This window comes from Bacillus sp. 2D03 (assembly GCF_003946765.1).
Classification (GTDB): domain Bacteria; phylum Bacillota; class Bacilli; order Bacillales; family Bacillaceae_G; genus Bacillus_A; species Bacillus_A cereus.
Window position 1 is genome coordinate 206,000 of record NZ_RPSJ01000007.1, and the last position, 26,810, is coordinate 232,809.

A 26,810-nucleotide genomic window follows, 5' to 3' on the forward strand; every position below is an offset into this window, starting at 1 on the left:
TTGCTTATATGAAAGAGGAAATGGTAGATACGACATACGGAGATGTATTTATTAAAGTTTCCATATCTTTCATAAGAATTCCTTCATTATTTAGCTATGATAATCTATCAATATTTGACAAGATATTACATATTAATAACACCCTATCCAACAATATCCTTATATCCCTTCAAAAATAGTATATTACAAATAATTTATTTAAATATAAAAAAATAGTATTTTTTACATTTTTTATTAAAAAAACAACATAAATCTGTTATACTAAATATCGCAATATATTTATTTTATATTTTTAGGAGGAAATACTTTGAAAGACACAGTAAAATTATTAAAATGGGTTACTGGTGCCTTAGAGGCTTTACTGGGAATACCTGTACTCGGAGGAACTATTGTTGTTTCTTTACTTTGGTTACCACTTCTTTTCATGCTAGTATTACATATTGTTACTTTAGTATTGGCTAAAAAAGCTAATATGAGCGCTAACGGTAATGTGCTAGGAATTGTAACTTCTTGCCTTGCATGGATTCCGTTTGTAGGAATGATTTTGCATATTTTATCAGCTATCTTCATTATGATGGATGCTGCCCGTAAGGAAGAAACTTATTAATATTTAAATAGCAAAAAAGCTGTCCTAGAATGCCGCTTAAAGCAACATTCTAGAGGCAGCTTTTTCTATATTACACTTCTTCTTCTCTAACAAAATACACCTTCTCATAAGCGGGTCTTAATGTTGATTCCTCTTTTTTATCGACCTCTTTAAAACAAGGATTCCCTTGTTTTTTCCTACGATCTTCATATTCAGTACGTAATTTCGCTGTACGATTTTGTTGATTTTCAAAACTAGTTTTTGATATTTCTAATTTCACAGCAAAGCCATTTATAAATCTAATAATAAGATTTCCATCTTCTAATTCTTTATTACTTTCAATATAAAAATGAGACAACCAAGCGCACTCTTTTCTAGAGTAAGAATAGGTAGGGAAAAAATAAAGTTGATCTGCTGGACTAATCGCAATCGGTGCTTTATGTGTAATATGAGTTAACTCTTTCGTTCCTTCTTTTCTGCCTAAGAAACTAGAGCCATGCTTGCGGCAACTTCTTTCTATAATATCTAGAGGTTTTTGAAATACGAAAAAAGAATCATTCATTTCAACGACTCGCGTAACAATTTTCTTTTCACTTAGAATAACAGGAAGTAAGGCCATCGTATTTTTCGTTACAACATAATTTTCGACATAGCGTTCCACTTTACTTTCCATACTCCATTATCTCCTTTTTTCCATTTATATTAGCAGCTGCATATATAATTTTAGCATCTATGAAAAGGAAATAGCTTACAAGTTCCGCTTTTTTACAATTTTTTATCATTTATCAAACATTTGTTAAACAATAAAATCACAATATAGAAATTAATTAATTTTAAAGTTATAAAAACAGCATTTATACTACCTATAAATATTTATTATCCATTCCTCATTTCACATCATTACAACAACTAACTTTGCTATAATTAAAATGTAAATCCAATATATGGAGGGCCACTATGGAAGAAAAAGAGATCCAACCATCGATTCAAATGAAAAATAGTAGCGTCATTATCGTGAAAAACTCAGCTAGTATTATATTCGGTTTATTTTTCATTCTGCTATTCTTTGCCAAACCGTTTCGTAAATCAAAATGTCCAGAATGTAAAAAACGTGAGAAGAAAAAATCAGGGCAAGAACAATAAAAGGCCTTCCTTTATGGAATGCCTTTTTACATTCGTAGTATCATTTTATTTATTCTTCTTCCCCCTAAAAAACGACTATATTTTCTTCCAAGGTTCTCTACATCTTTTTTGATTTGTAATATGATCCTTATATAAAACATGAGAAAGAGTATTTGTACTTGTTACCCGCTTTTAATTTTTATTAAAAAATTAAAATTTGTACATCTTTATCCATCACTAACAATTCGTTAATTAGTTAACTTTGCAATATAAGTTTTGTATATAATGTCATTCAAAAACACAATATATATAAGTAGCTATTTATAATTACATTGCTTTTTATCGAATTCTACAAAGGAGTTGTATACTATGGATAAAGAAAATCCATTAAATCAGCAGGTTAATAGCATTCCCTCAGATGCTCTGAATACCCCTAGTAAGGAACAAGAACAACTGTTAGAAACATCATCTCAAAACGTACAAAATTCCAACAACAACGCTAACAAAAAAGATGTTACTCAAGGTCTATCTGGAAAAGATTTCCCCATTTCAACAGAGAATACAAATTTATAGTTATTTACTATCATACGCAGCAAATGCTCTTGCTGAACTAATTCTTCTACAGAAACTAATACGCATTCCAGATAATTTTTTACCAGTTGTAACATCGAAAAAGAGATTTAGATATAAAAACAGGCTCTAAAAAAACTTTCTCCACAACAAAAAAAGGATGGCATTAGCCATCCTTTTTTCCATCATCAACTATAAAATTATAGTTTGATTACGTTTTTAGCTTGAGGTCCACGGTTACCGTCTTCGATTTCGAAGCTAACTTTTTGACCTTCTTCTAAAGATTTGAAACCGTCAGTTTCGATTGCTGAGAAGTGTACGAATACGTCGTTTTCGCCTGGAACTTCGATGAAACCGAAACCTTTTTCGTTGTTAAACCATTTTACTTGTCCTGTTACTGCCATAATTATTTCCTCCTAAGAAAATACAAATTTTAAATTTTTTAGTCTTCCTGTCTAAAAAAAGAATCCACACATTATCAAATACGAAACATAAACTAGTTCTCACATACTTTTTCTCGTTCGTTTTCAGCACTTGATAACATATGGATTGCTTAATTTAACTATTCAACTGACATCATCATAGCACATTAAAATAAAATGTACAATCTTTTTCGAAAATAGAATTTCTAATTTTTAGTATTTCTTATAAAATATAATTATCTCTATTCTAAATAAGGAGGAATTTATGACCAATAAAATTCCTAGAAAAACATTAAAAAGAATTGAAGAGGATATTGAAAATAATAATCTTGGAAAAGCAAGAGATAGGTTGCATGGCCTCATCTTTACATACCCAAATGAATTACATCTTCGAAAACAACTCGGAGATATTTATTATAAATTACAATATCCAGAAATGGCTGGACGTTACTGGTATCTAGAAGAGCATAAAACAGATATTATGCATGAATCATGTTTATTATTTGAAAAATCAATGGGAAATAGTCCTCATCATATTGCACGTGCTTTAAAGTTTAAAGGCGATTCTAACCATATAAAAGGTTTGTATAAAGATCAACCTTTATCTTCAGTGCAGAAGAAAGTAGCAGAGGAGTTAATTTATGAGTATAAAGAAACATGGAAAGATAAGCTAGTTCCTTTTGGCTGTCTAGCATTGCTTGCTTCCCTTCTCTTTTCTGCCGTTGTTGGTCTATTCACTATTTGGAATTGGATTTTTTAATCACAGGGGGAATTTTCACATGTCAAACTACGCTAAAGAAGAAAGGCTAACAGGGGGAAACGTCTCAAGCGTATATCGTTCTGAAAATACTGTTCGGCGAGAGTTAAAGCCAGGCAGTGAAAAGATTCATAAGCTATTGCAACATTTAGAAAACAAAGGATTTCATTATGCTCCAAAGTTTTTAGGTGTAGATGAAAAAGATAGAGAGATTTTATCCTTTATTGAAGGAGAAGCTGGCAATTATCCTTTAAAAGAATATATGCGATCTAATGATGTATTAAAAAAAATAGCAAAGATGCTCCGCCTTTACCATGATGCTGTAAGTGATTTTCCGTTATTAGCTGATTGGAAACCGATGGATCATACTCCAAATAACATTGAGGTTTTATGTCACAATGATTTTGCCATATATAACATTATTTTTAATAATGAGAAGCCAGTAGGGATTATTGATTTCGATGTTGCTGCTCCTGGTCCAAGACTATGGGATATCGCTTATACACTCTATACTTGTGTGCCTTTAAGTAGAGTGTATTATACTGAATCCGGTGAAGCCGTTCATTATGACTCATCGCAACATGCAGATCGTATTAAAGAGAGAGTGAATTTGTTCGTTCAGTCCTATGATAAAAATATGGATGAAGATTACTTAGGAATGGTGTTGCTTCGATTAGAAGGGTTATGTACATATATGAAACGAAAAGCTCAAGAAGGCGACTTGAATTTCCAAAGAATGATCGATGAAGGACATCTAGAGCATTATGAGAAAGATATGAAGTTTATTCGTGATCATAGGGCTGAGTGGAGTTGATTTAGTAATAAAGAAAAGTTAGTATCGTTTTTTGCCGACAACTCAATCTCTCTTTTCGAATCGTTTAGAAAATAACAAGGGGCACCTTTCAAAAAGGTGCCCCTTCCTTTTATTTCGTAAACTGTGCTTCTTCCGTAGATCCTTTTAACGCTGTCGTTGATGAAGTTCCGCCTGTAATCACTTGTGCCACTTCATCAAAGTAACCTGTTCCTACTTCGCGTTGATGACGTGTTGCAGAGTAGCCATGTTTTTCAGCTGCGAATTCTGCTTGTTGTAGTTCAGAGTATGCTGCCATGCCGCGCTCTTTATAGCCACGTGCTAGTTCAAACATACCGTAATTTAATGAATGGAATCCAGCAAGTGTTACGAATTGGAACTTGTAACCGTAAGATGCGATTTCCTTTTGGAAGCTTGCAATTGTTTTTTCATCTAGTTTTTGTTTCCAGTTGAATGAAGGTGAGCAGTTATATGCAAGTAGCTTCCCTGGATGCTCCTTATGAATTGCGTCCGCAAATCGTTTTGCATCTTCTAAATTTGGTTCTGACGTTTCACACCAAACGAGGTCTGCGTACGGTGCATACGCTAAACCGCGCGCAATTGCTTGATCAAGACCTGCATTCGTACGGTAAAACCCTTCTGGTGTTCTTTCTCCTGTAATAAATGCTTTATCAACAGGATCAATATCGCTCGTAATTAAATCAGCTGCATCCGCATCTGTTCTTGCAACGATAATTGTCGGCACTCCCATTACATCTGCTGCAAGGCGTGCAGAAATTAAATTGCGTACTGCTGTTTGCGTTGGTAGTAGTACTTTTCCGCCTAAATGGCCACATTTTTTCTCTGAAGATAATTGATCTTCAAAATGCACACCTGATGCACCTGCTTCAATCATACCTTTCATCAGTTCGAATACATTTAATTGCCCACCAAATCCAGCTTCTGCATCTGCTACAATCGGTACGAAATAGTCTGTATCATCGCTTCCTTCCATATGCTGAATTTGATCCGCACGTTGAAGCGTTTGATTAATTCGTTTTACTACAGCAGGTACGCTGTTCGCTGGATATAAACTTTGGTCTGGATACATATGCCCAGAAAGGTTTGCATCAGCTGCTACTTGCCAACCACTTAAGTAAATCGCTTTTAACCCAGCTTTTACTTGTTGCATCGCTTGGTTTCCTGTTAATGCGCCAAGTGCGTTAATATAGTCTTCTGTATGAAGCGATGTCCAAAGCTTCTCAGCACCACGACGCGCTAACGTATGTTCAATATCAATTGACCCGCGCAGGCGAATTACATCTTCTGCCGAATATGGACGTGTGATCCCTTTCCAACGCTCATCTAATTCCCAGCTTTCTTGTAACTTCTCGCTTCTTTCGTTTTTCATTTGTTCCATCCCCTTTTCATTTTTTATAAAATTTCATAACCCGGTAATGTTAAAAATGGTACGAATTCATCATTTCGAACGAGATTTGTAAACAACGTTGTCGCCTCTTGGAATCTCCCTTTCTTAAAGGCTTCCTTACCAATCTCTCTTTCTATTTTTGCTAATTCTTCTTCTTTTAATTCTTCCATTAATTCAAGCGTAATATTACGACCATCATTTAGTTTTCCACCTTCATGACGAATCCATTGCCATACTTGTGCTCTTGAAATTTCAGCTGTTGCCGCATCTTCCATTAAGTTATAAATGGGTGCTGCTCCCCGTCCGCTTAACCAAGATGCAATATATTGAATACCTACGCTAATATTCATGCGAAGGCCCTCTTCTGTAATCGTTCCCACCGGTACCTCTAGTAAATCGTTTTCTGTTACACATATTTCTTCACGTTTTCTAAAAATTTGATTTGGTGTTTTCATAATGTGATTAAACACTTCCATTGCAACCGGTACAAGTCCAGGGTGGGCAACCCAAGTCCCGTCATGACCGTCTAAAGCTTCGCGTTCCTTATCAGCACGCACTTTTTCAAAAGCTGCTTCATTTGCTTCTGGATTATTTTTAATCGGAATTTGTGCCGCCATTCCTCCAATTGCTGGTGCATTACGGCGGTGACATGTTTGAATTACTTTCAAAGAATACGAACGCATAAATGGCGCCGTCATCGTGACTTGTGCTCTATCTGGTAGTAAGAATTTATTATGATTACGGAAACTCTTTAAAAAGCTAAAAATATAATCCCATCTTCCGCAGTTTAAGCCAGCAGAATGATCTTTTAGCTCATACAAAATTTCATCCATTTCAAACGAAGCGTGAATCGTTTCCAGTAACACAGTTGCTTTAATCGTTCCATTTGGAATGCCGATATATTTTTGAGCAAATACGAATACATCATTCCATAATCTCGCTTCTAAATAACTTTCCATTTTCGGTAAGTAAAAGTATGGGCCGCTCCCTTTTGCTAAAAGAGCTTTCGCATTATGGAAAAAGTACAAGCCGAAGTCTACTAAGCTACCCGACATATTTTTCCCATCAACTTGCATATGCTTTTCCTCTAAATGCCATCCTCTTGGACGTACAATGAGTACAGCTGTTTTCTCATTTAATCTATATTCTTTCCCTTTATCATTTTCATGTGAAATCGTTCCCTTTACTGCATCTCGTAAATTGATTTGGCCTTCCACTGCATTTTCCCAAGTTGGTGAATTCGAATCTTCAAAATCCGCCATAAAAAGATGCGCTCCTGAATTTAAAGCGTTAATGACCATCTTTCTATCTACCGGTCCAGTAATCTCTACACGGCGATCCTCTAAGTCTTTTGGCAGCTTGGCAATTGTCCAATCCGCTTCACGTATGTGTTTTGTTTCTTCTAGAAACTTCGGAAACTCCCCTGCATCAATTCTCTTTTGTTTTTCTACACGTTTTTGTAAAAGTTCTATGCGGCGCTCATTAAAATTCTCATGTAGTTCCTTCAAAAAACTAAGCACCTCAGGTGTCAATATTTCGCTGTACGCTGGTAACATTTCTCCAACGAGTGTAACCCGTGAAGTTTGCGTCGACATATTAGCATCCCCTTCTTAAACTGTTTTATAACAGATTTGATTTCATGTTTTATATTATATAACAAATCTTCAGAAAAGGAAGTTTTTTTCGAAAATTCATTTCGTTTTTTTTCAAAACGCCATTCTTTCGCGCTTTATTTCATACAAAAAAGGCCGCTGTTATACAACAACGACCTTTTTGTATTATTTTTGAATTTCACTTTGACTAGTTAAACTTTATTACTGCCCTTGTTCCATATCATGCAATATTGCTCTATGTAAAAACTGTGCGTATTGTTCTCTCGTTACCTTCATAGACGGACCGAATTTACCTTCTCCGATTCCCATTGTAATACCATTTGTTTGTACTGCACTAATTGCATTCGTTGCCCATGAATTTGCTGAAACATCATTAAAGTTATGAGATCCCTTTGCCTGTAGGTCAAAAGCATTCGTAAGAACTTGTGCCATTTCCGCACGCGTTAACGTCGCCTTCGGTCTAAAGTTTCCATTCTCGTCTCCCTGGAAAATTCCGATTTCCGTTAGAGCCAATATCTCCTCGATAAAGCTTGTTGAATTTTCATCGATATCTCCATATGGGTTTTCATATTCATCTTGTTCTTCCATATCAAACACACGGTAAATTAAAGCTGCAACTTGCTCACGTGTTACATTATCCCCAAAACCGAATATTCCATCGCCATATCCCAAAATTATTTCTTGTTCCGCTAATTCATGAATTGCCTCATATGCCCAATGTCCTTTTGGTACATCTTTAAATACAATTGTATTTGCCTTTTGCAACGGTGCACTTTCCGCTTTTACACTATTACTCTCTGCTGAGAATAACACCCCACCCATAATTGTTAATGCTGTAGCTGTTTTTAATAATTTTTTGCTCATCAAATTATCTCCCCAATATGTATATGTTTTTTTAAAAATATACAGAATAAATGGTATAGTGACAATATATTTTCCGACACATTTCGTGACGGTTTTGTGAATCATATTACACATCATGTCTTTTTCATCGGGTTGATTATAAAGCTTGTTTATAACCATAAAAATACATAAATACGAATAATAATTCTTTTTTAAACAAACAAAAAAGCACAAATTTTTCTATTTGTGCTTTCATATTTCACTCTACTTCCAATCTTCTTTCAAATGATAATTAATAATCGCATTATTAATAAACTGAGCATATTGTTCTCTAGGTACAGGGCGATTTAATTCATACATGCCATTCCCAGTTCCTCTCACAACATTATTAGATTGTAACGCACTAATTGCATCTTCTGCCCAGTGACCTTTTGGAATATCTTTAAATGTATGTTTTTGTTTCGTTTCAAAATTAAATGCTCGTTTTAAAATGACAGCCATTTCCGCTCTAGAGATTGGTGCTTTCGGCCTAAAATTCCCTTGGCCATCCCCTGTAAAAACACCACGTTTTGTTAACGCTAAAATTTCCTTTTTAAAAGTGGTTGTACTATCAGAAACATCTTTATATGGATTCCCTACTGGCCCTTCTTCTTTTATCTCAAGTGTTCTGTAAATAGTCCCAGCTACTTGTTCACGTGTTATAAGATCGCCAACACCATACTTCCCGTTTCCATACCCTAATATAATTTTATGATACGCTAAATCCATAATAGCATCATATGCCCAAAATCCGTATGGAACATCTTCAAACACAATCATTTGTGGATACTCTTCCGCTTTTACAGGTGTCACATTCGCCCCTGCAAATATACCTCCTGCCATTGTCGCAATCATCATTACACCCAATATTTTTTTCTTCATTATCCTCTCTCCCTATTTCATTCAAATAAAATGAACTTCATTGTTTCAGGAGTACTATTTTTTGTGAATGTAAGATAAAATGCAAATCTTCTAGAAGAAATATTTCCACTACCTTTCTGCTTTATACCCCCTTCTTTCTTTTTCAAAAAGGAAGTTGTCACATCTAAGGTGTTATATACTAAAACATTCTACAATCTCTTTATAAACTCCTTTTCACTTTATAACTTCCCTTTATTGGCACCTAAAGGAGATGCCTAATGGAGGTTACTATATTCATGGTTTATATTTCAGAGGTAGCATTTTTCACTGAATTTTGAGGTGGGGGTCTTACTGCCCAGCAAATAACAGGATAAAAAAATCATCCTTTTTTCTTAAAAGAGGATGATTTTTTTATATTTATTAACACTCAAATATGCTACTACTTTTGAAGAGTAAATTGGGCAACTATTTGTTTTAATTTTCCTGCTGCGTTATGCATATGTTCAATTGAAACCGAAATCTCTTGAACAGATTTTTCTTGCTGTTGAATAGACTCTTTTACCCTATCAGTTCGGTCAGATGATCTTTGGGAAATTTGAGCCATGTCTTCTGCAGAAGCCGAGATTTCCTCACTACTCGCTGCAATTTCATCTGTAGACATAGATACCGTTTGAATTTGCTCAGATACTTGCTGTACTTTTTCTGTAATTGTTCCAAATACTTTTTCTGTATGCATTACTACTTGTGTACCTGCCTGTACCTCATTATCTACTTTCCCCATCATATGTACCGTATGGTTCGTTGTTCCCATAACTTGAGTAATAAGATTCTCAATTTGTTTTGCAGAATCACTAGATTGTTCTGCTAATTTCCGCACTTCATCTGCCACAATTGCAAATCCTCTACCACTTTCACCAGCACGTGCAGCCTCAATTGCGGCGTTTAATGCTAATAAGTTAATCTGGGAGGTAATACCTTGCATAACATCAATGATTTTAACAATTTCTTCTGATTGTTCTTTCATAGTCTCTACTTGTTTCACACCGCTATGTACCGAATTTTGGATTGTATCCATCTGTTGAATCATTTGTTTCATTAATTTGTTACCACTCTCTGCATCTAATGCTGATTGAGCAGATAATTCATTTACAGAGGATGATGTATTGACTATACTCTGCATTCCTTGCGTCAACTCTTCCATCGCACCCGCAGTTTGTTCCATTGCTTGCATTTGACTCTCTGCACCATTTGCAACTTCTTCAATATCCATAGTGATTTTCTTCGCTGCACTACTAGATACTTCTGATGCAGATACTACTCCGTCTGCATGTTGGAATAAAAGCTGAATATTATTCTCTACTTCTTGCATATTTGTTCTTAGCCCTGCAATCATCTCGTTAAAATTACTTACTAATATACCTAATTCATCCTTAGCAGTATAATCACCATGTACGGTTAAATCTCCTTCTTTCGCTCTTTCCATCATACGACTAACCGTTTGTAAAGGAGCAACTATGAGCTTGCTAATAATATAACTTACTATACATATAACGATTGTAGTAACTACTACAAGAATGATAAAGGTAATAACGGAACGATCAATCATTTTTTGAGAATCTTTAAATACTTGGTCAGCTAAATTTGAAACATACGATTCTAGATCCACTGCATAACCAGCTAACTCTATTCCCTTCGGTTTTAATTCCTTCTGAAATTCATTTACCATTTGTGGCTCATTTGTTACCTTCGCCTTTTCAAATAATTTTTTATATGTATCTTTATAACTTGGCAAAGATTTCTTCATCTTCTGAAATAGTTCATCCTCTTGCTTACTTAAATTAAAACCATCATCATATTCTTTTAATAAAGAATCATATTTTTTAAGATCCTTTTCAATATTATCAATTATCCCCTCTTTATTTGCCACTTCATTTTGTGATGCCGTAATTAATTCTAGTAAGTTATATTCTAATGAATTTTGTGTACGAAGCATTCCTTCTAATAAAATTGCAGAATATTGATAATCATCTACTACAACCTCTGTATCGTGCTTAATCTTATTAATAGAATTAATTGCTACACTGCTCATAATTACCATACCTAAAACTGCTAATGAAATAAGCGCTAATAATTTATATTTCACTTTTAAATTTTGTAAAAAATACATTTTTCCACCTTTATTCCTTTATATATAGATTTTTAGAATTTTATAGCTTATTATTTACAAAATCGCAATAAAAAGCAATGATAAATATTCCCAATATCAAACTTATATCCCTATAAAAAAAGAAGTAGCTATCATGCTACTCCTTTTTGCTTTGTTTCTCATATTGTTCAAACGTATGAATTCTTTCAAAAATTGGTGGGTGCGTGTATAAGAAAAATTTTACTAACGCAGGCGGATTTACTTGGCTTAAACTTGTTTTTGATAAATATTGAAAAGTTTTCACACCAGATTTCCCGTCCTTCGTCATATTTAAAGCATATTGATCTGCGGCTCTTTCTTCTATACGTGAAACGTAGTTTGTTGCTGGTTGTGCTGCAAAAGAGAGGACAGAAGAAATTAAGAAAAATAAAGGTAAAATGGAGAAACATGCTACTTTTGAAATTTGCAATGTATCTCCCCATTTGCGAATACACATATTTATAATACGACTAATTAAAAACATACCTATAAACGATAGCAATACATAACTTGCAACGCCAAAATATATATGTTTCATAACATAATGCCCCATTTCATGAGCCATTATAAATAAAATCTCTTTATCTTTTAACTGCTTAAGCGTTGTATCCCACATTACAATACGAGCGTTAGGACCAATTCCTGTTACGTAAGCATTTAATGCATTCGTTTTTTCTGACATGTTTACTTCATATACGTGTTTAGCAGGAATGTCCGCTTTGTCTGCTATCGCTAAAATTTTCGTTTCTAATTCTTTATTTTTCAGCGTCGAGAAGTCGTTATACAGTGGATCAATAACGACAGGCTGTATGAATGTTAAAAAGATTGTAAATGGAACAGAGAGCGCCCATCCTGCGAGCCACCATCTCTTCGGAAATTTACGGATAAGCCATAATAGAACGGTAACTACGATTAACATAGTCGCATAACTTTCCCAAAAACCGATAACATGATCTTTTATCCAGCTTTGTGTACTTTGTGTTGAAATGCCGTAATCAACGGACACTTTCCGGCCAATCCATTGCATCGGTAAGGCAAGCACTGTTGTCAATAATGATAAATAAAAGAAATAAATCGCAACTTGCAAAACACTTATTTTAGTCGTTTCCTTCGACCATTTCTCAAACTTTCTTGAAATACCTAGCACAAGTACAAATAATAAAATAATCCATTCAAGAGGCGTCGCTAAAAAGTATAGTAAATTTTTCACGCGCGAATAATCTTGGCTTAGCGTAAGCTCTCTAGCACTCATAAACGTTTCTGGATCTGCACTCGTTCCTTTATACATGTCCGGAATAAGTTCATGATTCCATCCAAATAAATACCAATATATAAGTAACGCAAATCCAACGTACAAAAAAAACGACCAACCGATAACCTTCCTCACGCTATTCCCTCCTCTATGCTGCCTGTCTATTATTATTGTAAGTTCGTATACGCTAAATTAGAACAAGCTTATTATGCGAATTGCTCGAGAGCCTTTTATTTACATAAAAAAACTCTTCTACAAATAGAAGAGTTTTACCTACCTTTAGACACTTTCTTCGGTTCACAATCCGTAATAAGGATCACACTTACAAACCAACACGTACCCTACTTGCTTTTTAGATAAAATAAAAAGCCTCTTTAAGGAAGTACATCTATTAATAAACTAAAATCTTGTAAAGAGAAAGAACTATATTTCATAATACCCTGTACAGCTAAAAGTAAAACAAGACCGATCACACACATATAGTTAACGCTTTCTTCATTCTTTTTTTCAGTAACCACTCCACCACTTATACATAAAATCCCTAGCAAATGGAGCGCTAAATACATGAAAAAATAAGCTTCCTCCCAGCGCAAAATAACATTCACTGTCGTTATTAACACTAGACTAAGTAAAATCAAATAAAAAAACTTATTTGATGATATCGTTTCATTCATATAATTTTATACATCCCTTTCAAATTTCGAATTAATGATGTTTCAAAGCTATAAAGTAAATGATTGTTTTCATACCATAAAACAAAAGGAAAGCCACCATTACTTTCTCGAATACTTTATGAATCCACATATACTTCTCTTCATTCTTTTTGAAGATGCGCTTCATCATTTCTTCTACAATTAGACCAAATATTAGTAAAACCCCGAACACAATAAGAAGAGAAATAATATTTTCTTTTAAATGAGTACTAGAAAATACGTAATACTCTGGAAACACAATCGTATCTACTACAGGTTGAAGCCAATGACAAACACTTCTATCACACATATCTGTAATAGACGTAGCATCTATAATGTCTTTTAATATTTTTTCAACCGTCTTCTTCATCTTATTTACTCCCGACTACATCTGAAAAGCTCTTTTTCTGCTCTGCATATATAACTGGCACTTCTTTACTCCAATATTTGCGATTAACAAATAAAAAGATAAGTACTAAGTTTAATCCTGTTATAAAAATAATAAGTCCAGGAAAGAATGTCGTATAATTTGAGAAATCGGCAAAACTCATAATTTTTTCTCTACTTATTAGAAAAGACGCACCTATTACAAATGCATTGTTTAACATATGTATTGCAATTGGCATGAGTAAACTTTTCGTACGAATATATACGATTGACAATACGATGCTGAATATGGCTGCACCGAGGAAATCAACATGTAACAACGCAAACAATATTGCTACAACGATGGTCGCTATGCTCGTTCCCCATTTTGTTGCAAAACGTTGAAGTAAAAATCCGCGAAAAACAAATTCCCCGATAATTGGTGCGATGAATACGACCCTAATGACTTGAGATACATATCCCCCAGTACTATCTACAATTGGTTCATGCAGGGCGTTCATAATAAAGTCCGGTGTAATCCATGCAAAACTATACATATACAAAATAAGATACCCGTAACTAAACATGCATAACATAACCGTAATGTATAAAACTTGTACCAAGTTAAATGTTTCATTTTTATTAACAAATAATGAAAATGAAATGTGGTGCTTTCTATACTCATAAGAAATCCATACCATCGGAAGGATATAGAATATAAGGATATTTATAAAAGAAGAATTTTGTATATGAAATATACTTGTTAGCAAATCGCCACTACTTCTCGCTATTAAAATTAATAGTGCAAATACAATTAAAAAATATCTAGCTCGCATCACTTGAAACGGGTTCACACTCATCTCCTCCCCTATGTTACTTTTATCATATCATTTGATTCTTAATTTTTTGCGAAAGAAAACCTTAAAATTTCCTTAAAAATTCCATAAGTTACAAAATGATGATATGATATTCGAGAAAATTAGGAGGGATATTTATGTACCAAGCAAATATTTTACTCGTTGATGATGAAACAGCAATTTTACAATTACTAACTACCATTCTTGAAAAAGAAGGCTTTTCTCATATTACAACTGCAACATCAGCTGAAATAGCTTTATCTCTAACTAAGCAAAACCATTACGATTTAATTATTTTAGATGTAATGCTTCCTGGACAATCTGGTTTTGATATTTGTCCAATCATTCGCCAACAAACAGATTGTCCAATTTTCTTCCTATCAGCAAAAGCATCTGATTTAGATAAAATATCCGGATTTTCATACGGTGCAGATGATTATATTACGAAACCATTTAATCCATTAGAAGTAGTAGCACGTATGAAAGCACAGCTTCGGAGACATATGAAACAAACCGTACCACACGAACAAAAACCACACTCAATTTCATTTGGAAGATTTGAAATTAATCAGCACTCTGCAGAACTAACAGTAGATGGGCACATTGTCGAATGCTCCGCTCAACTCTTTCAACTACTACTCTTCTTTTGCGAGAATCCGAACTACGTATTTTCGAAAGAGGAAATATATGAAAAAGTTTGGGGAGCACCTGCCTATAATGGCGATGACAACACTGTTATGGTCCACATTCGAAAACTACGTGAAAAAATTGAACACGATCCAAGTAAACCAGAATATATAAAAACCGTTCGCGGGCTTGGTTATAAGTTCGTTACAAAGTAGGGTGACGATATGAATTTTAATAAACGACTTATTATTCAATTTATCATGCAACACGTTTTTGTTTTAGTTACATTACTTATCGCTGTAGTTGCTGCTTTTACTTATTTAATTTTTCTTCTTACTAGTACTTTATACGAACCTAACATTCCGGATTCTGATAGTTTTACAATTTCAAGATACATCTCTTCAGAAGATGGGCATATTTCGTTACAATCTGAAGTACAAGATTTAATAAAGGAGAAAAATGATTGGCTCCAAGTTGTAGATGAAAACGGAAAGATCCTCTACCACTTTAATACACCAAATGATGTTCCGGATGCTTATACGAAGACATCTTTAGTCGCATATATACAACATCATATCGAAAGCAATTATAAATTTACATATTGGGAAATTGAATTAGAAGAAAAGAAAGCACTTGTTATTTATGGTGGTATGTTAAAAAGCAATGCGTTACTGACAGCAATTCAAAAGGAGCATTCCTCTTTAACGATGGATTCGTTCGCATTAACAGACCAAGAAAAACAGTTACTATCTAAAGAAAAAGCAACACTTCAAATATTTAATCAAAATGGCGAAGAGGTTTTTTCCTATCCAACTGGAAAGAAAAAAATATTTTCAGCAATACAAATTGCCCTTAATGAAAAAGAACCGTGGAATCATAAAGAAAACACTTCTAGCTTTTACGATGCAAATAGCGGCAACCTTCTCGTTGTAACTGCAAAAAATGAGCACTACTATCCAAATGACGAAATTGAAGATGTATTTACTAAGAAGTTTCTCATCGGATGCGGATTAATCCTTCTTATCGTATTTGTTTATTTAGTCATTCTTTCTATTTGGTACGGTAATAAATTCGGGAAACCATTATTACATGCGATGCGCTGGCTTAAAAATATCGCTGGTGGAAAGTATGAAGAACCTATTAGTAAAAAAGGAAAACCTGTCAGGTTCCGGCGATCTGGTAAAGAAAAATGGTCATTCCGTTTGTTTAGAGATGTAACAAGTTCACTAGAACACCTTTCTATTACACTCAAAAAAAATGATGCGATGAGACATGTCCTCCAGCAAACACGAGAAGAATGGATTACCGGTCTAACGCATGATTTAAAAACACCACTTAGCTCTATATATGGCTACGCATTATTACTCGAATCGAATCAATATAACTGGACTGATCGTGATATTCAGCAATTTGGTAGTGTTATGAAAGAGAAATCTCAATATATGACGACATTAATTGATGATTTAAGCTTAACGTATCAATTAAAAAATAACAGCCTTCCTGCCCAACACGTAAACGTTGAAATCAATCAGTTCGTTCAAAAAGTATTATTGCAATTTATTAACAATCCAACACTCCAAAATCAAAATATTGAATTCGTACCGAGCTCAAATAAAATTCAATATTTCATTGAAGAAAAATGGTTCCAGCGTATTATCGAAAACTTACTCGTAAACGCGGTAAAACATAATAACGAAACAACTACTGTCACCGTAAAACTATCACAAAACGCTAATTCCTTTACACTCTCCATTTCAGATGATGGAAAAGGAATGGATGAAAAAACGAAAGAACTTCTATTTGAACGATATTACCGCGGAACAAACACAGAAGAAAGCAACATTGGAACTGGACTTGGCCTAGCCATTACAAAACAGCTCGTTCATGCTCATAACGGAACAATTTCCGTTGATAGTGCACTCGGAAAAGGAACGACGATTATTCTTGTATTTCCGTTTCGTTCGTAAGAAAGACGCTATGTGGCGTCTTTTTTTCTTTTCTGGGAGAGTTTTTCGGTAATTGAAATTATGCAGATCGTTTTTTTGAGGTGTTTTAGCGGTATATGAAATTATATCGGCGATTTTTTGAATATATCGGCGCAACTCGAATTATATCAGCGATTTTTTGAATATATCAGCGCAACTCGAATTATATCAGCGATTTTCTAGATATATCGACTTACCGACAAAAACCGACAATACTAACCTACCTCCCTACTATACAAAGTAAAAATAAAACTATTAACAAATACATTTCTAAACTGTTATACTATAAATAGAAGTATAAACTAGCTAAGTTTTGCATAAAATGAAGTAGACGAGGTGCTTCCAACACCCCGTCACTGCAACTAATTACCGTAAGGTGGAAGGTTGCAACTAAAGCTTATTTGAGCTTAGAAGACTTCCCACGCTTCGCAGGCAGACGGGTGGTCTTCTTTTTACGCTTTTTTGCCGTTAATTTCTTAAATCCCAAAACTATACCTTCTCTAGCTATAGTTTTTGTGACTTCCAACAAAATTTGCAAAAGAAATTCCATACGATTACACCTCCTTTCTTCACCAAATGAAGAAAGGGCATAACCTTCCACCCGCAATATTTAATTGCTGTTTTATTTTACCATTTTCATATGTATTACAGATAAAAAAATACAAATTTAACAATCCACTTATAAAGTGAAACTTTAATCAGTGGAGATTTTGTTCATCCTGCACTGATTATTAGCCCTCACCAATCGGGCTGCCCGACAAATAGCGGGATAAAAATAACCTTTCATAACTCACTATGAAAGGTCACTCCATATTTCAGCTATTTCCCTACTAACACAAACACATTCTCATCAGGTGCTTCCATTACGGCAACATGTCCTGATTCTGTTGGAAATGGTTCGCGAATCCACTTTACATCTTTATTATCTTTTAAACTCTCATACGTTTGTTGTACATCTTCTACTAATACTTCGACTTCCATAAAATTAATATCCGGATGATTGCTTATTACTAACTCCGAACTTTTTTCATCTGGAAACTTCAATCCTATTAACGTCCAAATAGCTCCTTCTTCTAGTTCTCTTTCTATCATCCAGTTTTGCTTCATTCCCATTTCTTTATAGAAAGAAACTGATCTTTCTATATCTTTCGTATGTATAGATACACATTCTAGTTTTTTGAACATTTTCCCATTTCTCCTTTTATGAAAAAGCGAACCATCTCCCAATGATTCGCTCTTACCCTATTATTTTTTCTTCACCGGTATCCAAAGTTCTACTTGAGCGAACTCACTTTTATCTTCGTGGCAACGCTCATCGTACAGTTCAAACTCTGTAACTCCGCAATGTTCATACCCTGAATGTGGGAACCATTCTGAGAATACTGCATTCCAAGTTTGGTGAATAGACGATACCATTTCTTTATGAGGAACTTTCGGCGTTGTAAATACTGCATATGTTGCTGCAGGGAAAGTACGCTTTGCAATTTCATTTGGTACATTTTCAAAGTCTGTAACTTCCATTCCGATAATATAAGTGAAGTCCCCTGTTTCTAAATTAAAATCAGTACATAATCCAAGCTCTACCCATTGGCTCGTATCTTTACGATTCGGAATCGTTGTTCCAAGATCTTTTTGTAAATATTCTTGCCAAAATGCTGGGATGTCTTGATGGTTTTTCCCTTCTTTACTTGTCGTCTTCAGTTCATAACCTACCATTAAAAATTCTGGTTTATTTACAATACGATATTCCATTTGTATGCCTCCTAAATACGGATTTAATTTTCTTTGCTTTACATTCACGCTGTAATACATCGGTGTTTCAATTTCTTGTTTTCGATATTCACTCGGTGTCATTTGAAATAATTTCTTAAAGGCTCTCGTGAACGTTTCGTGAGATTGAAAGCCATGCTCAAATGCGATATCAATAACTTTTTCATCCGTATGAGAAAGTTGATAAGCTGCCCGGGCTAACCTCCTCTTTCGAACATACTCCATTACTGTATCACCTACTAACGCCTGAAATACACGATGAAAATGCGACTCAGAAAAACCTGCAATACGTGCTAAATTACGCAGCGTCTGTTTTTCCATGACATCTTCCTCAATATAATCAATTGACCTTTGAATTTGTGTTTCATAGCTTTCCATCTCTGTTCACCCGCCTTATATGTATTATGATAAAAGAGAATCCTATCCAATTCTTGACGTTTTTTACTATATTTTTAAAAACAAATGTAACTTTTTGATATGTATTTCGTTGTTATGTATGAAGGGAGGGAAATGTAGTGAAACGCAAACAATCATTAGAAGACATTTACTCCGAGCACATGCAAGATTTATTTCGCTATCTTCTCTCCCTAACCGGAGATTCTCACTACGCGGAAGATCTCATGCAAGAAACGTTTTACCGCATGCTCATCCATATTGACTATTATAAAGGAGAAGAAATTAGGCCGTGGTTATTTACAATTGCCTACAACGCCTTTATCGATTGGTATCGAAAAGAAAAAAGATATAAAACAACGACAGTGGAAGAATTCCATTTACCAAACGTACCAAGTACAGAACACTCTTATTTTGTAAAACATGAGATTGCTAGTTGGTTAGACAGTTTATCTTCGCTTCCCCTTGAAAGACGAAATGTTCTACTATTACGAGATTACTACGGATTCTCGTATAAGGAAATAGCAGAGATGACTGGTCTCTCACTAGCGAAAGTGAAAATTGAATTACACAGGGGACGAAAAGAAACACAAGGCATAAAGGAGTGATTAGGATGGGTTGTACAAAGTTTAAAAAACTATGGGAGAAATACGAAAACGGAACGCTCACGCAGGATGAACAAGAGCGGTTAGAAAGTCATATTGAAACATGTGAAGAGTGTGACGATTACTTAGATGATTTGCTTTCAAAAAGTGAACCGATAAAGAAAAGACTACCACCACAAAATCTAAAAGTCCCGTTTTGGAAAATAAAATGGAAACAGCGTTGGCAAACCGTTAGTTTTGTCCTTGCTGTTTGTATAGCAATCTATTTTGTTGGTCATTTTGCATCTTCCTTTTACTTCTATTCGAACGAAATGAAAAACTTCCGGAAAGTGGATGATATACCAGCACTCGCAATAGAAGCAACAATGCCAAATAGTCGTTCCGCTGGAGGAAATACGAAGGTTAAACCTTTCTTTCGTACAGAAACTGAAATGGATTTATATAAAACGATTGGTAAAAAAGAATTTCCAATTGGTACAGTAACAATGCGTAGTTTCTTATCATCTGTAACTGTCACAAATCAATCTTGGGAAAACAGAGCCTATTCAAAAAAACTTTCCTTTGTTCATCCAAAAATTAAGGAAGAAGCTTCTTTGAAAGAATCATCTAAAAAAGTTTGGGATACACTTGGAAAGATACATGAGGGTACCGTTGCAGAATTAGCGATATCTTTCGATAAAGTTTACACTTTACAAGAAGTCGAATCCATTCTATATAGCGCATTTGAAGCACAAGAAATGCCACCAACTCCTTTATGGTACGCCTTAGACACAGGACAAGAAAGAATAAATGAAGACGATTTTCTCTTGCATAGCGGAGAAGTTATCGGATTTCGAGAACATATAAATCTTCCTGAAAATGAAACAAAAAAACTACACACAAAAGAAGATGAAGTAATCGAAATGATGCGCATTCTTTCTATAAATAAAGAAACTGTAAGTAAAACGACTTGGACTCGTGAAAAGGATCTGAACTTAGATAAGCGCTATCAGTATATAAAAGATAACGGCGTTAAAGTATACGGCATGGTCATTACTGGCCCGTCGAAAGAATTATTGAAATTACAAAACTCACCGAATGTGCGTTATGCGACTCTTGGGGATATTGAGGTTTGGAATTGGTTTGATCAGTGATGAGGAAAAGGAGAGCAAAGATATGCTCTCCTTTTTAATCCGAAATCACTTTCACATACATCCCTCTCACCGCTTTTTCATAAGCGACCTCGCTCATCTGTCTTATTTTTTCCGACACAACAGACGATGGAACAACTTCACCTTCACGAAATAATGGAGAATCAATGAGACGGACTTTATTTTTCTGATACAAATCATAATCGTTTCTATCTTCTTTTACTTTTACATTCGGATGAACTTTTCTTAATAAAGCATGTACTTCTGAATCAGTACATTGCTGCAATTTCGAAATTAGCTCATCATCTTCAAGAAGAAAATCATCTGCATGAATAACCTTTTTGTGTAGAGCTAACTTTAGCGTTTTTGCTAACGTATCATTTCCGTAAATATTCATTGGTTGCATAAAGAAATCGATTACTTCTTTGTAATACGTTTCTGCAAACCATTCAGCTATTTCGATATTTTGAAGGACCATTTTCCCATCTACAGCAATGACATCCTCTAAAAAACTGTGAACTTCTTCTAAAGAAACATACCCATATGTATACATATCTCGTAACGTATAATCAACTCTGTCTGCGCATAATTCTGGTGCTGACCTTTCGAGTAACGTCCATTTCGAATCATCTAACAAAATATCTTTATAGTTATAACCATGCTTTGAAAGAATCACTGGAATTTCTGAGTTTTTCACAACGGAGCTAAATATCTCTTCATGATAACTTTCATTTATATTATCAAAAACATAATCAATCACATGAGAAAAAGCAGTATGTGATACGTCATGCAGTAAACCTGCAATTTGTTCTTCTACTGAACCACCAAGTTTTTTCACTAACAACATAACACCAACTGAATGATCAAAGCGCGTTACATTCCATTTCTCGTTCATTAAGTAACTTGCGCCTGCTTGATGAATTCCCTTTAGTCTTTGCATAGACTTACTTGAAATTAATTCTTCTACTACTTGATCCACTTCAAATTCTCCGTATAGTACATCTGATATGATCACTTACAATCCCCCTTTATTTTAATCGAGTCTTATAATCGTATCTCTTTTATGAAATTAGCACCAACATAAATATTTATTGTTATTTGTTTTTATTAAAAAAAATAGAGAGCCATCAGCTCTCTATTTCATAACCCCTATTCAAATGTAACTTCTACCTGCACAATCTCCGACCTACTACCAAGTCTAAGCGGTGGTCCCCAAAACCCAAATCCAGAAGAAACAATCGCGTGGAATGCACCTTTTTGTGCGTATCCCCAGTCTAATTCGTACATTCTTCTCGTTACAATATGATTCGGCGCCATTTGTCCGCGGTGCGTGTGACCTGATAATAGTAAATCAACACCCGCCTCCGCTGCTTGTTTCAACTCAAATGGCTGGTGATCCATTGCGATAACAGGCATCGATTTATCTACCGTACTCATTAATTGTTCAAAGCTTTGGCGATCTCGCTCTGTTTTATCTCTTCTTCCAACGAGATAAAAGTCACCTTCAATTGTAATTACTTCATCTAAAAGAATACGAATATCAATCTTATCCATCTCTTGTAAAAACTCTGGAACCGCTCTACCGTAGTATTCATGGTTTCCTAATACGCCATATACGCCTAATGGTGCTTTCATTTGTTTCATGATTGGTCCCATATTCTTTTGAATGAACACACCTGGATGATCATCGATAATATCACCTGGCAGTAAAATAATATCAGGTTCCATCTCATTTACATGACGAACAAGTCTTTTTAAATGCGAAACGCCAGACAGTTTACCGAAATGCATATCAGAAGCCATCGCAATGCATAAACTTTTACGCCCCTCTACCTTTTTCGGTATGTGCACCTCGTACTTTCTTACTACCGGACTATACGCATTAAATACTCCATACGCAAAGATAAAGATAAATGCAGCTATCACAGCCGCCCCTGTCCAAATAATTGCCGCTTCTTTCTCTACTGAAAACTGTAAAAGAAAGACCATAATATTAGCTAATGGCAACAGCATAAGCGCATATTGTATAACCGCAAACCAAATCGAACCTATCGTTCGCAGAAATGGCAAAAACTTAAACACTTGCACGAGAATGTACGCATATGAAATAAATGCAACTATAAAAGCATAATATCCCCAAGATTCCCAGCCAAATACCGCATGAAGCCAAACCCATCCGTTCCAGCCGATGTAAAACATAAGTAGTGTGTATATAATTAATATGGTAAATATATTGAGATAACGAAGATTCTTCACAGCCAGCCTCCTTATTGATTTCTTCTATTATAACTTGTTATGCACTTATAACGTAAATATTAAGCGCTTCAATCTTCAGAATAAGAACATTGATAAACATATTGTCTTAAAATTTTTAAGAACGGCTGTAATGGACATTTTTGAGTCTTAAGTGTTGGATGAAATTCTATTATCTTTATCCTTCAAAACTCATCTATGCAATTATGCATAACCATCCATTCCGTTTTATTTTCATGTTACGATATAAATGTAATACGACATATATCGACAAAGATAAAAGGAAGTGATTGTATGAAACGTTCTAAAACATACTTAAAATATTTAGCATTATCCGCTGTTTTTGCTAGTAGCGCTGTAACTCTTTCAACACCTGCTGCTTATGCTCAAACAACATCGCAAGTTGTAACAGATATCGGGCAAAATGCAAAAACACATACGAGCTATAATACATTTAATAATGATCAAGCTGATAATATGACAATGTCTTTAAAGGTAACTTTTATCGATGACCCAAGCGCTGATAAACAGATTGCCGTTATTAATACAACTGGTAGTTTTCTAAAAGCAAATCCTACTATAAGTGATGCACCTATTGATAACTACCCAATCCCTGGCGCTAGTGCAACATTACGTTATCCTTCACAATATGATGTTGCATTTAACCTTCAAGATAACAGCGCTCGTTTCTTTAACGTAGCACCTACAAATGCTGTAGAAGAAACGACTGTAACATCTAGCGTATCTTATCAACTTGGTGGCTCTGTTAAAGCTTCTGTAACGCCTAATGGCCCTAGCGGTGAAGCTGGTGCAACTGGTCAAGTAACTTGGTCGGACTCTGTAAGCTATAAACAAACTAGTTATAAAACAAATTTAATTGACCAAACAAACAAAAACGTAAAATGGAACGTATTCTTTAACGGATATAACAATCAAAACTGGGGTATTTACACACGTGATTCCTACCATTCTTTATACGGAAACCAACTGTTTATGTACTCTCGCACATACCTATATGAATCTGATGCAAAAGGTAATTTAATACCGATGGATCAACTTCCAGCATTAACAAATAGTGGTTTCTCTCCTGGTATGATTGCTGTTGTTATCTCTGAAAAAAATACAGATCAATCTAACTTACAAGTCGCTTATACAAAACACGCCGACGACTACCAACTTCGTCCAGGCTACACATTCGGAACTGCAAACTGGGTTGGAAACAACGTAAAAGACGTTGATCAAAAAACATTTAATAAATCATTTACACTAGATTGGAAGAATAAAAAGTTAGTAGAGAAAAAATAAGTAAAAAAACGAAGGGACTATTTAGACTCTTCGTTTTTTTACTTATTCATAATAAGATCCCGCGAGTAATACCGTCGCTATGAAATTCCATGATATATTTTTAGGCATCTCTTCACCTTTATTTTGAAAAGCATCCATTAAAATATCAATGCTTTCGTCACTTATAATCAATTTATCCCCTTTTATTTCCTTTTTATAAAAAGACATATTTCCTCTCCTTTACTCTCTTATACATATCCCTTGAAGACTCTCTTTTTCTTTCTATCACACTAAACCACGCACCACTTCTTCCAATAATAAATTCAACCATTCATCCAATTTGTTTTAAAACACTCTAATACACTCAGCTTTCTTTCCATAGTACTATCTCGACATTATACTCATTCTTTAGAAAAGAAAAAGCACTTCTCATTGCTTCATCTACTACAATAAGGCTAGAATAAATTAATCCTCTTTGAGCATCGTCATATCCAATGAAATGTAATACTTCTTTTGTATATAACATGAAATCTTCTAATTCTAATTGCACACCAAAGTCCCAATTTTCATGTGCATACCATACAATAATCTTCTTAGACAATAAACTAGTTAATTCACGTTCAAATTCTTTTATTTCATTGATAACTTGTTCAGCATTTAATTCACTCATAACTTTGATAGGATTCGGTGTTTCATCAATTAAAAAGTTTACTAATGAAGCAATTTTCTTCCCGCTAATAATCTCAAATTCTTTTATAGACGGACATAACATTAAAAACTTTTCTCTAGTAGCCTTTTCCTCTACCTTTTCTCTTAACATTGCAATTTTCTTTAGACGTTCATTCACATTTATCACCTCATACATTCAGTAAATTAACATAATAAAGCCTATCATCCGTTTGAAAATACATAACCGATCCGCGGCTATAATAATTAACAAATTGAATCGGCTCTCCAAAATGTTCATAGTACTTTTTCTGAATGTCACTTAATTTATTTTTTCGAAAAAAATTCATTTATGCTCTACAACCCTCTTTCTACTATACAACCTTGTTATTAAAGATAGATTTCTTCTTTCCAACTACTGGATTTAGATTGAACTACTATTAGATTTTCACTTTCCCATTTTAATGTCCCTAAGAATCTAGAATATACCATTTCATTCCCTACCTCTTCCACCAATAGTTGATCTCGAATCTTTAATCCCTTTTCATCATACACTTCACATCGTAGTTGGAAACCTTTAACACGATGAATTCCTTTTAATATCGCTATCCTCTTACGGCTTGGGCTTTTCTTAGGTGTCTTCCCAACTAAAAATATTCCTTCATAGTTTTGCTTCACAATTTCATCTAAAGATTCCTCTATATACCCTTTCACAACAGATGATGAAAGAGTATAGTTTTCTTCAAGTCCAGGGACAACATATTGGCGTACTAATTTGCAAAACTCTTTGTATTTCTCTTCAACTGAATTTAATGCTAAAAAGTCCATAAAATCATATGGAACATATATACGAATTTCACCCAAAGCTCTATTCACTTCATATGAAATATCAGTGTTTTCGTTAGCTAAACAAAAGACAGTTACTTTTTCAATCTCTCTTAATCCCATCTCAAACTCGCTAACTTTCTTTGAGAAAATTAGCTCAAAAATTCTAATTTCATGTACAAGCAAATAATGTTTTTTAGGACGTTTTTTTTCCAATCGTAAAACTTTACTTCAAGCAATATAATTCACTCCTTTAAATTTATCACCATGCATCGAGGACCTATGATACCTTTTATTAATTTATTAAACTGTACTCCTTTTTCATTCTACCTTATCTATATTTTTAATATGCTCTACTCACAACGCACACGGTGACATAACAGCCATAAATACATCACTTCTCTCACCTGGTGCTATATACACTCCTTCTGCATCTAAATATTTAATGGAAAAGGCTGCTAGCTCATACGCCATTTCTTGATCGCATTCAAAAAGTGGATTTATAAAAACCTCACTTCCTGTAATCTTTTGTAAATCTTTCAAACAGTTAGACTTACTTCTTGCATAATCAGCCACATTCTCATTAGCCCAAGACCACATCCAACTGTTACTCTTTTCAGACCAAGAACCTATAAAAACAACACTAAATTCAAGTAATACTTGACCATTTTTTTTAAACTGTAATATACATTGATCTTGATCATACCAATACTCATCAAAGTTATAGATATTATAATCTGAAATGAATTTTTGCTGTTTACTTTCTAATTTGTCATAACACATAACAAGATAATTTTCGAATTGTTCATCCGTCATTGCCAATTATCACACGCTCCCTTCCTTCAAGATCTCCGCTACAAACAATATATCTTACTCTCTCAAAACCTA

The 26,810-nt window shown here is 34.4% G+C and carries 30 protein-coding genes and 2 pseudogenes; 11 read left to right on the plus strand and 21 right to left on the minus strand.

The window, feature by feature from the left end:
* The first annotated feature begins 307 nt into the window (after nt 1-307).
* Nucleotides 308-607 (plus strand): hypothetical protein, encoded by a 300-nt coding sequence (locus EBQ15_RS17655; RefSeq protein ID WP_000655757.1) that lies wholly within the window; start codon nt 308-310, stop codon nt 605-607.
* Between the two features lie 70 nt (nt 608-677).
* Here EBQ15_RS17655 and EBQ15_RS17660 read toward each other — a convergent pair whose 3' ends face one another.
* Nucleotides 678-1,259 carry a competence protein ComK gene (locus EBQ15_RS17660; protein ID WP_000444440.1) on the minus strand — a complete coding sequence of 194 codons (582 nt, stop codon included), beginning with the start codon at nt 1,257-1,259 and terminating at the stop codon, nt 678-680.
* Between the two features lie 284 nt (nt 1,260-1,543).
* Between EBQ15_RS17660 and EBQ15_RS17665 the strand changes: the two genes are divergently transcribed.
* Together EBQ15_RS17665 and EBQ15_RS17670 are read left to right on the plus strand one after the other, a co-directional pair.
* Nucleotides 1,544-1,729, plus strand: a complete 186-nt coding sequence (locus tag EBQ15_RS17665; protein WP_000391373.1) for a hypothetical protein — start codon at nt 1,544-1,546, stop codon at nt 1,727-1,729.
* A 348-nt stretch (nt 1,730-2,077) separates the two neighbouring features.
* A complete protein-coding gene (locus tag EBQ15_RS17670; protein ID WP_000356922.1) occupies nt 2,078-2,281 on the plus strand; it encodes a hypothetical protein in 204 nt (67 codons plus the stop codon).
* 197 nt (nt 2,282-2,478) lie between these two features.
* Here the strand turns inward: EBQ15_RS17670 and cspA are convergent, their stop codons facing one another.
* Nucleotides 2,479-2,682 (minus strand): RNA chaperone/antiterminator CspA, encoded by a 204-nt coding sequence (cspA, locus tag EBQ15_RS17675; RefSeq protein WP_000301518.1) that lies wholly within the window; start codon nt 2,680-2,682, stop codon nt 2,479-2,481.
* Nucleotides 2,683-2,965: 283 nt separating this feature from the next.
* Between cspA and EBQ15_RS17680 the strand changes: the two genes are divergently transcribed.
* Both EBQ15_RS17680 and EBQ15_RS17685 read left to right on the plus strand, forming a co-directional pair.
* Nucleotides 2,966-3,460: a DUF6584 family protein gene (locus EBQ15_RS17680; protein WP_000182391.1), complete on the plus strand. Its 495-nt coding sequence runs from the start codon at nt 2,966-2,968 to the stop codon at nt 3,458-3,460.
* Nucleotides 3,461-3,479: 19 nt separating this feature from the next.
* Nucleotides 3,480-4,271 carry a phosphotransferase gene (locus tag EBQ15_RS17685; protein WP_000073796.1) on the plus strand — a complete coding sequence of 264 codons (792 nt, stop codon included), beginning with the start codon at nt 3,480-3,482 and terminating at the stop codon, nt 4,269-4,271.
* Nucleotides 4,272-4,380: 109 nt separating this feature from the next.
* On the opposite strand, the gene aceA is transcribed toward EBQ15_RS17685, so the two are convergent.
* The 10 genes and pseudogenes from aceA to EBQ15_RS17730 all read right to left on the minus strand — a co-directional run bounded on the left by aceA (nt 4,381) and on the right by EBQ15_RS17730 (nt 14,381).
* Nucleotides 4,381-5,658, minus strand: coding sequence for an isocitrate lyase (gene aceA, locus EBQ15_RS17690; RefSeq protein WP_000787378.1), 1,278 nt, complete (start codon nt 5,656-5,658; stop codon nt 4,381-4,383).
* A 23-nt stretch (nt 5,659-5,681) separates the two neighbouring features.
* Nucleotides 5,682-7,271, minus strand: a complete 1,590-nt coding sequence (gene aceB, locus EBQ15_RS17695; RefSeq protein WP_000107347.1) for a malate synthase A — start codon at nt 7,269-7,271, stop codon at nt 5,682-5,684.
* Nucleotides 7,272-7,490: 219 nt separating this feature from the next.
* A complete protein-coding gene (locus tag EBQ15_RS17700; RefSeq protein WP_114159535.1) occupies nt 7,491-8,258 on the minus strand; it encodes an S-layer homology domain-containing protein in 768 nt (255 codons plus the stop codon).
* A 138-nt stretch (nt 8,259-8,396) separates the two neighbouring features.
* Nucleotides 8,397-9,053, minus strand: coding sequence for an S-layer homology domain-containing protein (locus tag EBQ15_RS17705; RefSeq protein WP_000727096.1), 657 nt, complete (start codon nt 9,051-9,053; stop codon nt 8,397-8,399).
* Nucleotides 9,054-9,471: 418 nt separating this feature from the next.
* Nucleotides 9,472-10,425: a methyl-accepting chemotaxis protein gene (locus tag EBQ15_RS32065; RefSeq protein ID WP_409194079.1), complete on the minus strand. Its 954-nt coding sequence runs from the start codon at nt 10,423-10,425 to the stop codon at nt 9,472-9,474.
* Nucleotides 10,420-11,199: pseudogene (locus tag EBQ15_RS32070) on the minus strand (MCP four helix bundle domain-containing protein); the annotation flags it as partial. The gene EBQ15_RS32065 and the pseudogene EBQ15_RS32070, both read right to left, overlap by 6 nt.
* 136 nt (nt 11,200-11,335) lie before the next feature.
* Nucleotides 11,336-12,604: a M48 family metallopeptidase gene (locus EBQ15_RS17715; RefSeq protein WP_001233273.1), complete on the minus strand. Its 1,269-nt coding sequence runs from the start codon at nt 12,602-12,604 to the stop codon at nt 11,336-11,338.
* 239 nt (nt 12,605-12,843) lie between these two features.
* Nucleotides 12,844-13,143, minus strand: a complete 300-nt coding sequence (locus EBQ15_RS17720) for a DUF2101 family protein (protein ID WP_001006050.1) — start codon at nt 13,141-13,143, stop codon at nt 12,844-12,846.
* Between the two features lie 31 nt (nt 13,144-13,174).
* Nucleotides 13,175-13,531, minus strand: a complete 357-nt coding sequence (locus EBQ15_RS17725; protein WP_000754331.1) for a hypothetical protein — start codon at nt 13,529-13,531, stop codon at nt 13,175-13,177.
* Between the two features lies 1 nt (nt 13,532).
* On the minus strand, nt 13,533-14,381 hold the full coding sequence (locus EBQ15_RS17730; RefSeq protein ID WP_001067986.1) for a CPBP family intramembrane glutamic endopeptidase: 849 nt from the start codon (nt 14,379-14,381) through the stop codon (nt 13,533-13,535).
* Between the two features lie 140 nt (nt 14,382-14,521).
* Between EBQ15_RS17730 and EBQ15_RS17735 the strand changes: the two genes are divergently transcribed.
* Together EBQ15_RS17735 and EBQ15_RS17740 are read left to right on the plus strand one after the other, a co-directional pair.
* Nucleotides 14,522-15,226, plus strand: coding sequence for a response regulator transcription factor (locus EBQ15_RS17735; protein ID WP_000283862.1), 705 nt, complete (start codon nt 14,522-14,524; stop codon nt 15,224-15,226).
* A gap of 9 nt (nt 15,227-15,235) precedes the next feature.
* On the plus strand, nt 15,236-16,978 hold the full coding sequence (locus tag EBQ15_RS17740; protein ID WP_001010438.1) for a sensor histidine kinase: 1,743 nt from the start codon (nt 15,236-15,238) through the stop codon (nt 16,976-16,978).
* Nucleotides 16,979-17,393: 415 nt separating this feature from the next.
* On the opposite strand, the gene EBQ15_RS31215 is transcribed toward EBQ15_RS17740, so the two are convergent.
* The 3 genes from EBQ15_RS31215 to EBQ15_RS17750 form a co-directional block, all read right to left on the minus strand.
* Nucleotides 17,394-17,546, minus strand: a complete 153-nt coding sequence (locus EBQ15_RS31215) for a hypothetical protein (protein ID WP_000394953.1) — start codon at nt 17,544-17,546, stop codon at nt 17,394-17,396.
* Nucleotides 17,547-17,815: 269 nt separating this feature from the next.
* Complete coding sequence (locus EBQ15_RS17745; RefSeq protein ID WP_000473642.1) at nt 17,816-18,181, minus strand: VOC family protein; 366 nt, start codon at nt 18,179-18,181, stop codon at nt 17,816-17,818.
* Between the two features lie 60 nt (nt 18,182-18,241).
* The gene (locus EBQ15_RS17750) at nt 18,242-19,144 is read right to left on the minus strand and encodes an AraC family transcriptional regulator (RefSeq protein ID WP_000446847.1); all 903 of its coding nucleotides are present in this window, start codon (nt 19,142-19,144) and stop codon (nt 18,242-18,244) included.
* 137 nt (nt 19,145-19,281) lie between these two features.
* Here EBQ15_RS17750 and EBQ15_RS17755 point away from each other — a divergent pair, with 137 nt between their 5' ends.
* Both EBQ15_RS17755 and EBQ15_RS17760 read left to right on the plus strand, forming a co-directional pair.
* Nucleotides 19,282-19,767 (plus strand): RNA polymerase sigma factor, encoded by a 486-nt coding sequence (locus tag EBQ15_RS17755; RefSeq protein WP_000823978.1) that lies wholly within the window; start codon nt 19,282-19,284, stop codon nt 19,765-19,767.
* Nucleotides 19,768-19,772: 5 nt separating this feature from the next.
* Nucleotides 19,773-20,897: an anti-sigma factor gene (locus EBQ15_RS17760; protein WP_000501953.1), complete on the plus strand. Its 1,125-nt coding sequence runs from the start codon at nt 19,773-19,775 to the stop codon at nt 20,895-20,897.
* A 34-nt stretch (nt 20,898-20,931) separates the two neighbouring features.
* On the opposite strand, the gene EBQ15_RS17765 is transcribed toward EBQ15_RS17760, so the two are convergent.
* Together EBQ15_RS17765 and EBQ15_RS17770 are read right to left on the minus strand one after the other, a co-directional pair.
* Entirely contained in the window at nt 20,932-21,909 is a 978-nt protein-coding gene (locus tag EBQ15_RS17765; RefSeq protein WP_000587062.1) for an HD domain-containing protein, read from the minus strand.
* A gap of 134 nt (nt 21,910-22,043) precedes the next feature.
* The gene (locus EBQ15_RS17770) at nt 22,044-23,150 is read right to left on the minus strand and encodes a metallophosphoesterase (RefSeq protein ID WP_000793733.1); all 1,107 of its coding nucleotides are present in this window, start codon (nt 23,148-23,150) and stop codon (nt 22,044-22,046) included.
* Nucleotides 23,151-23,184: 34 nt separating this feature from the next.
* Here EBQ15_RS17770 and EBQ15_RS31890 point away from each other — a divergent pair.
* Together EBQ15_RS31890 and cytK2 are read left to right on the plus strand one after the other, a co-directional pair.
* Nucleotides 23,185-23,298: pseudogene (locus EBQ15_RS31890) on the plus strand (TetR family transcriptional regulator); the annotation flags it as partial.
* 143 nt (nt 23,299-23,441) lie between these two features.
* Entirely contained in the window at nt 23,442-24,452 is a 1,011-nt protein-coding gene (gene cytK2 / locus EBQ15_RS17780; RefSeq protein WP_000830638.1) for a beta-channel forming cytolysin CytK2, read from the plus strand.
* Between the two features lie 42 nt (nt 24,453-24,494).
* On the opposite strand, the gene EBQ15_RS31220 is transcribed toward cytK2, so the two are convergent.
* The 4 genes from EBQ15_RS31220 to EBQ15_RS17795 form a co-directional block, all read right to left on the minus strand.
* The gene (locus EBQ15_RS31220) at nt 24,495-24,659 is read right to left on the minus strand and encodes a hypothetical protein (protein ID WP_000011711.1); all 165 of its coding nucleotides are present in this window, start codon (nt 24,657-24,659) and stop codon (nt 24,495-24,497) included.
* 136 nt (nt 24,660-24,795) lie between these two features.
* Nucleotides 24,796-25,278, minus strand: a complete 483-nt coding sequence (locus EBQ15_RS17785; protein ID WP_001005736.1) for a hypothetical protein — start codon at nt 25,276-25,278, stop codon at nt 24,796-24,798.
* A 209-nt stretch (nt 25,279-25,487) separates the two neighbouring features.
* A complete protein-coding gene (locus EBQ15_RS17790) occupies nt 25,488-26,045 on the minus strand; it encodes a hypothetical protein (RefSeq protein ID WP_001999281.1) in 558 nt (185 codons plus the stop codon).
* A gap of 234 nt (nt 26,046-26,279) precedes the next feature.
* Nucleotides 26,280-26,744 carry a DUF6882 domain-containing protein gene (locus EBQ15_RS17795; protein ID WP_001251760.1) on the minus strand — a complete coding sequence of 155 codons (465 nt, stop codon included), beginning with the start codon at nt 26,742-26,744 and terminating at the stop codon, nt 26,280-26,282.
* Nucleotides 26,745-26,810: the final 66 nt, after the last annotated feature.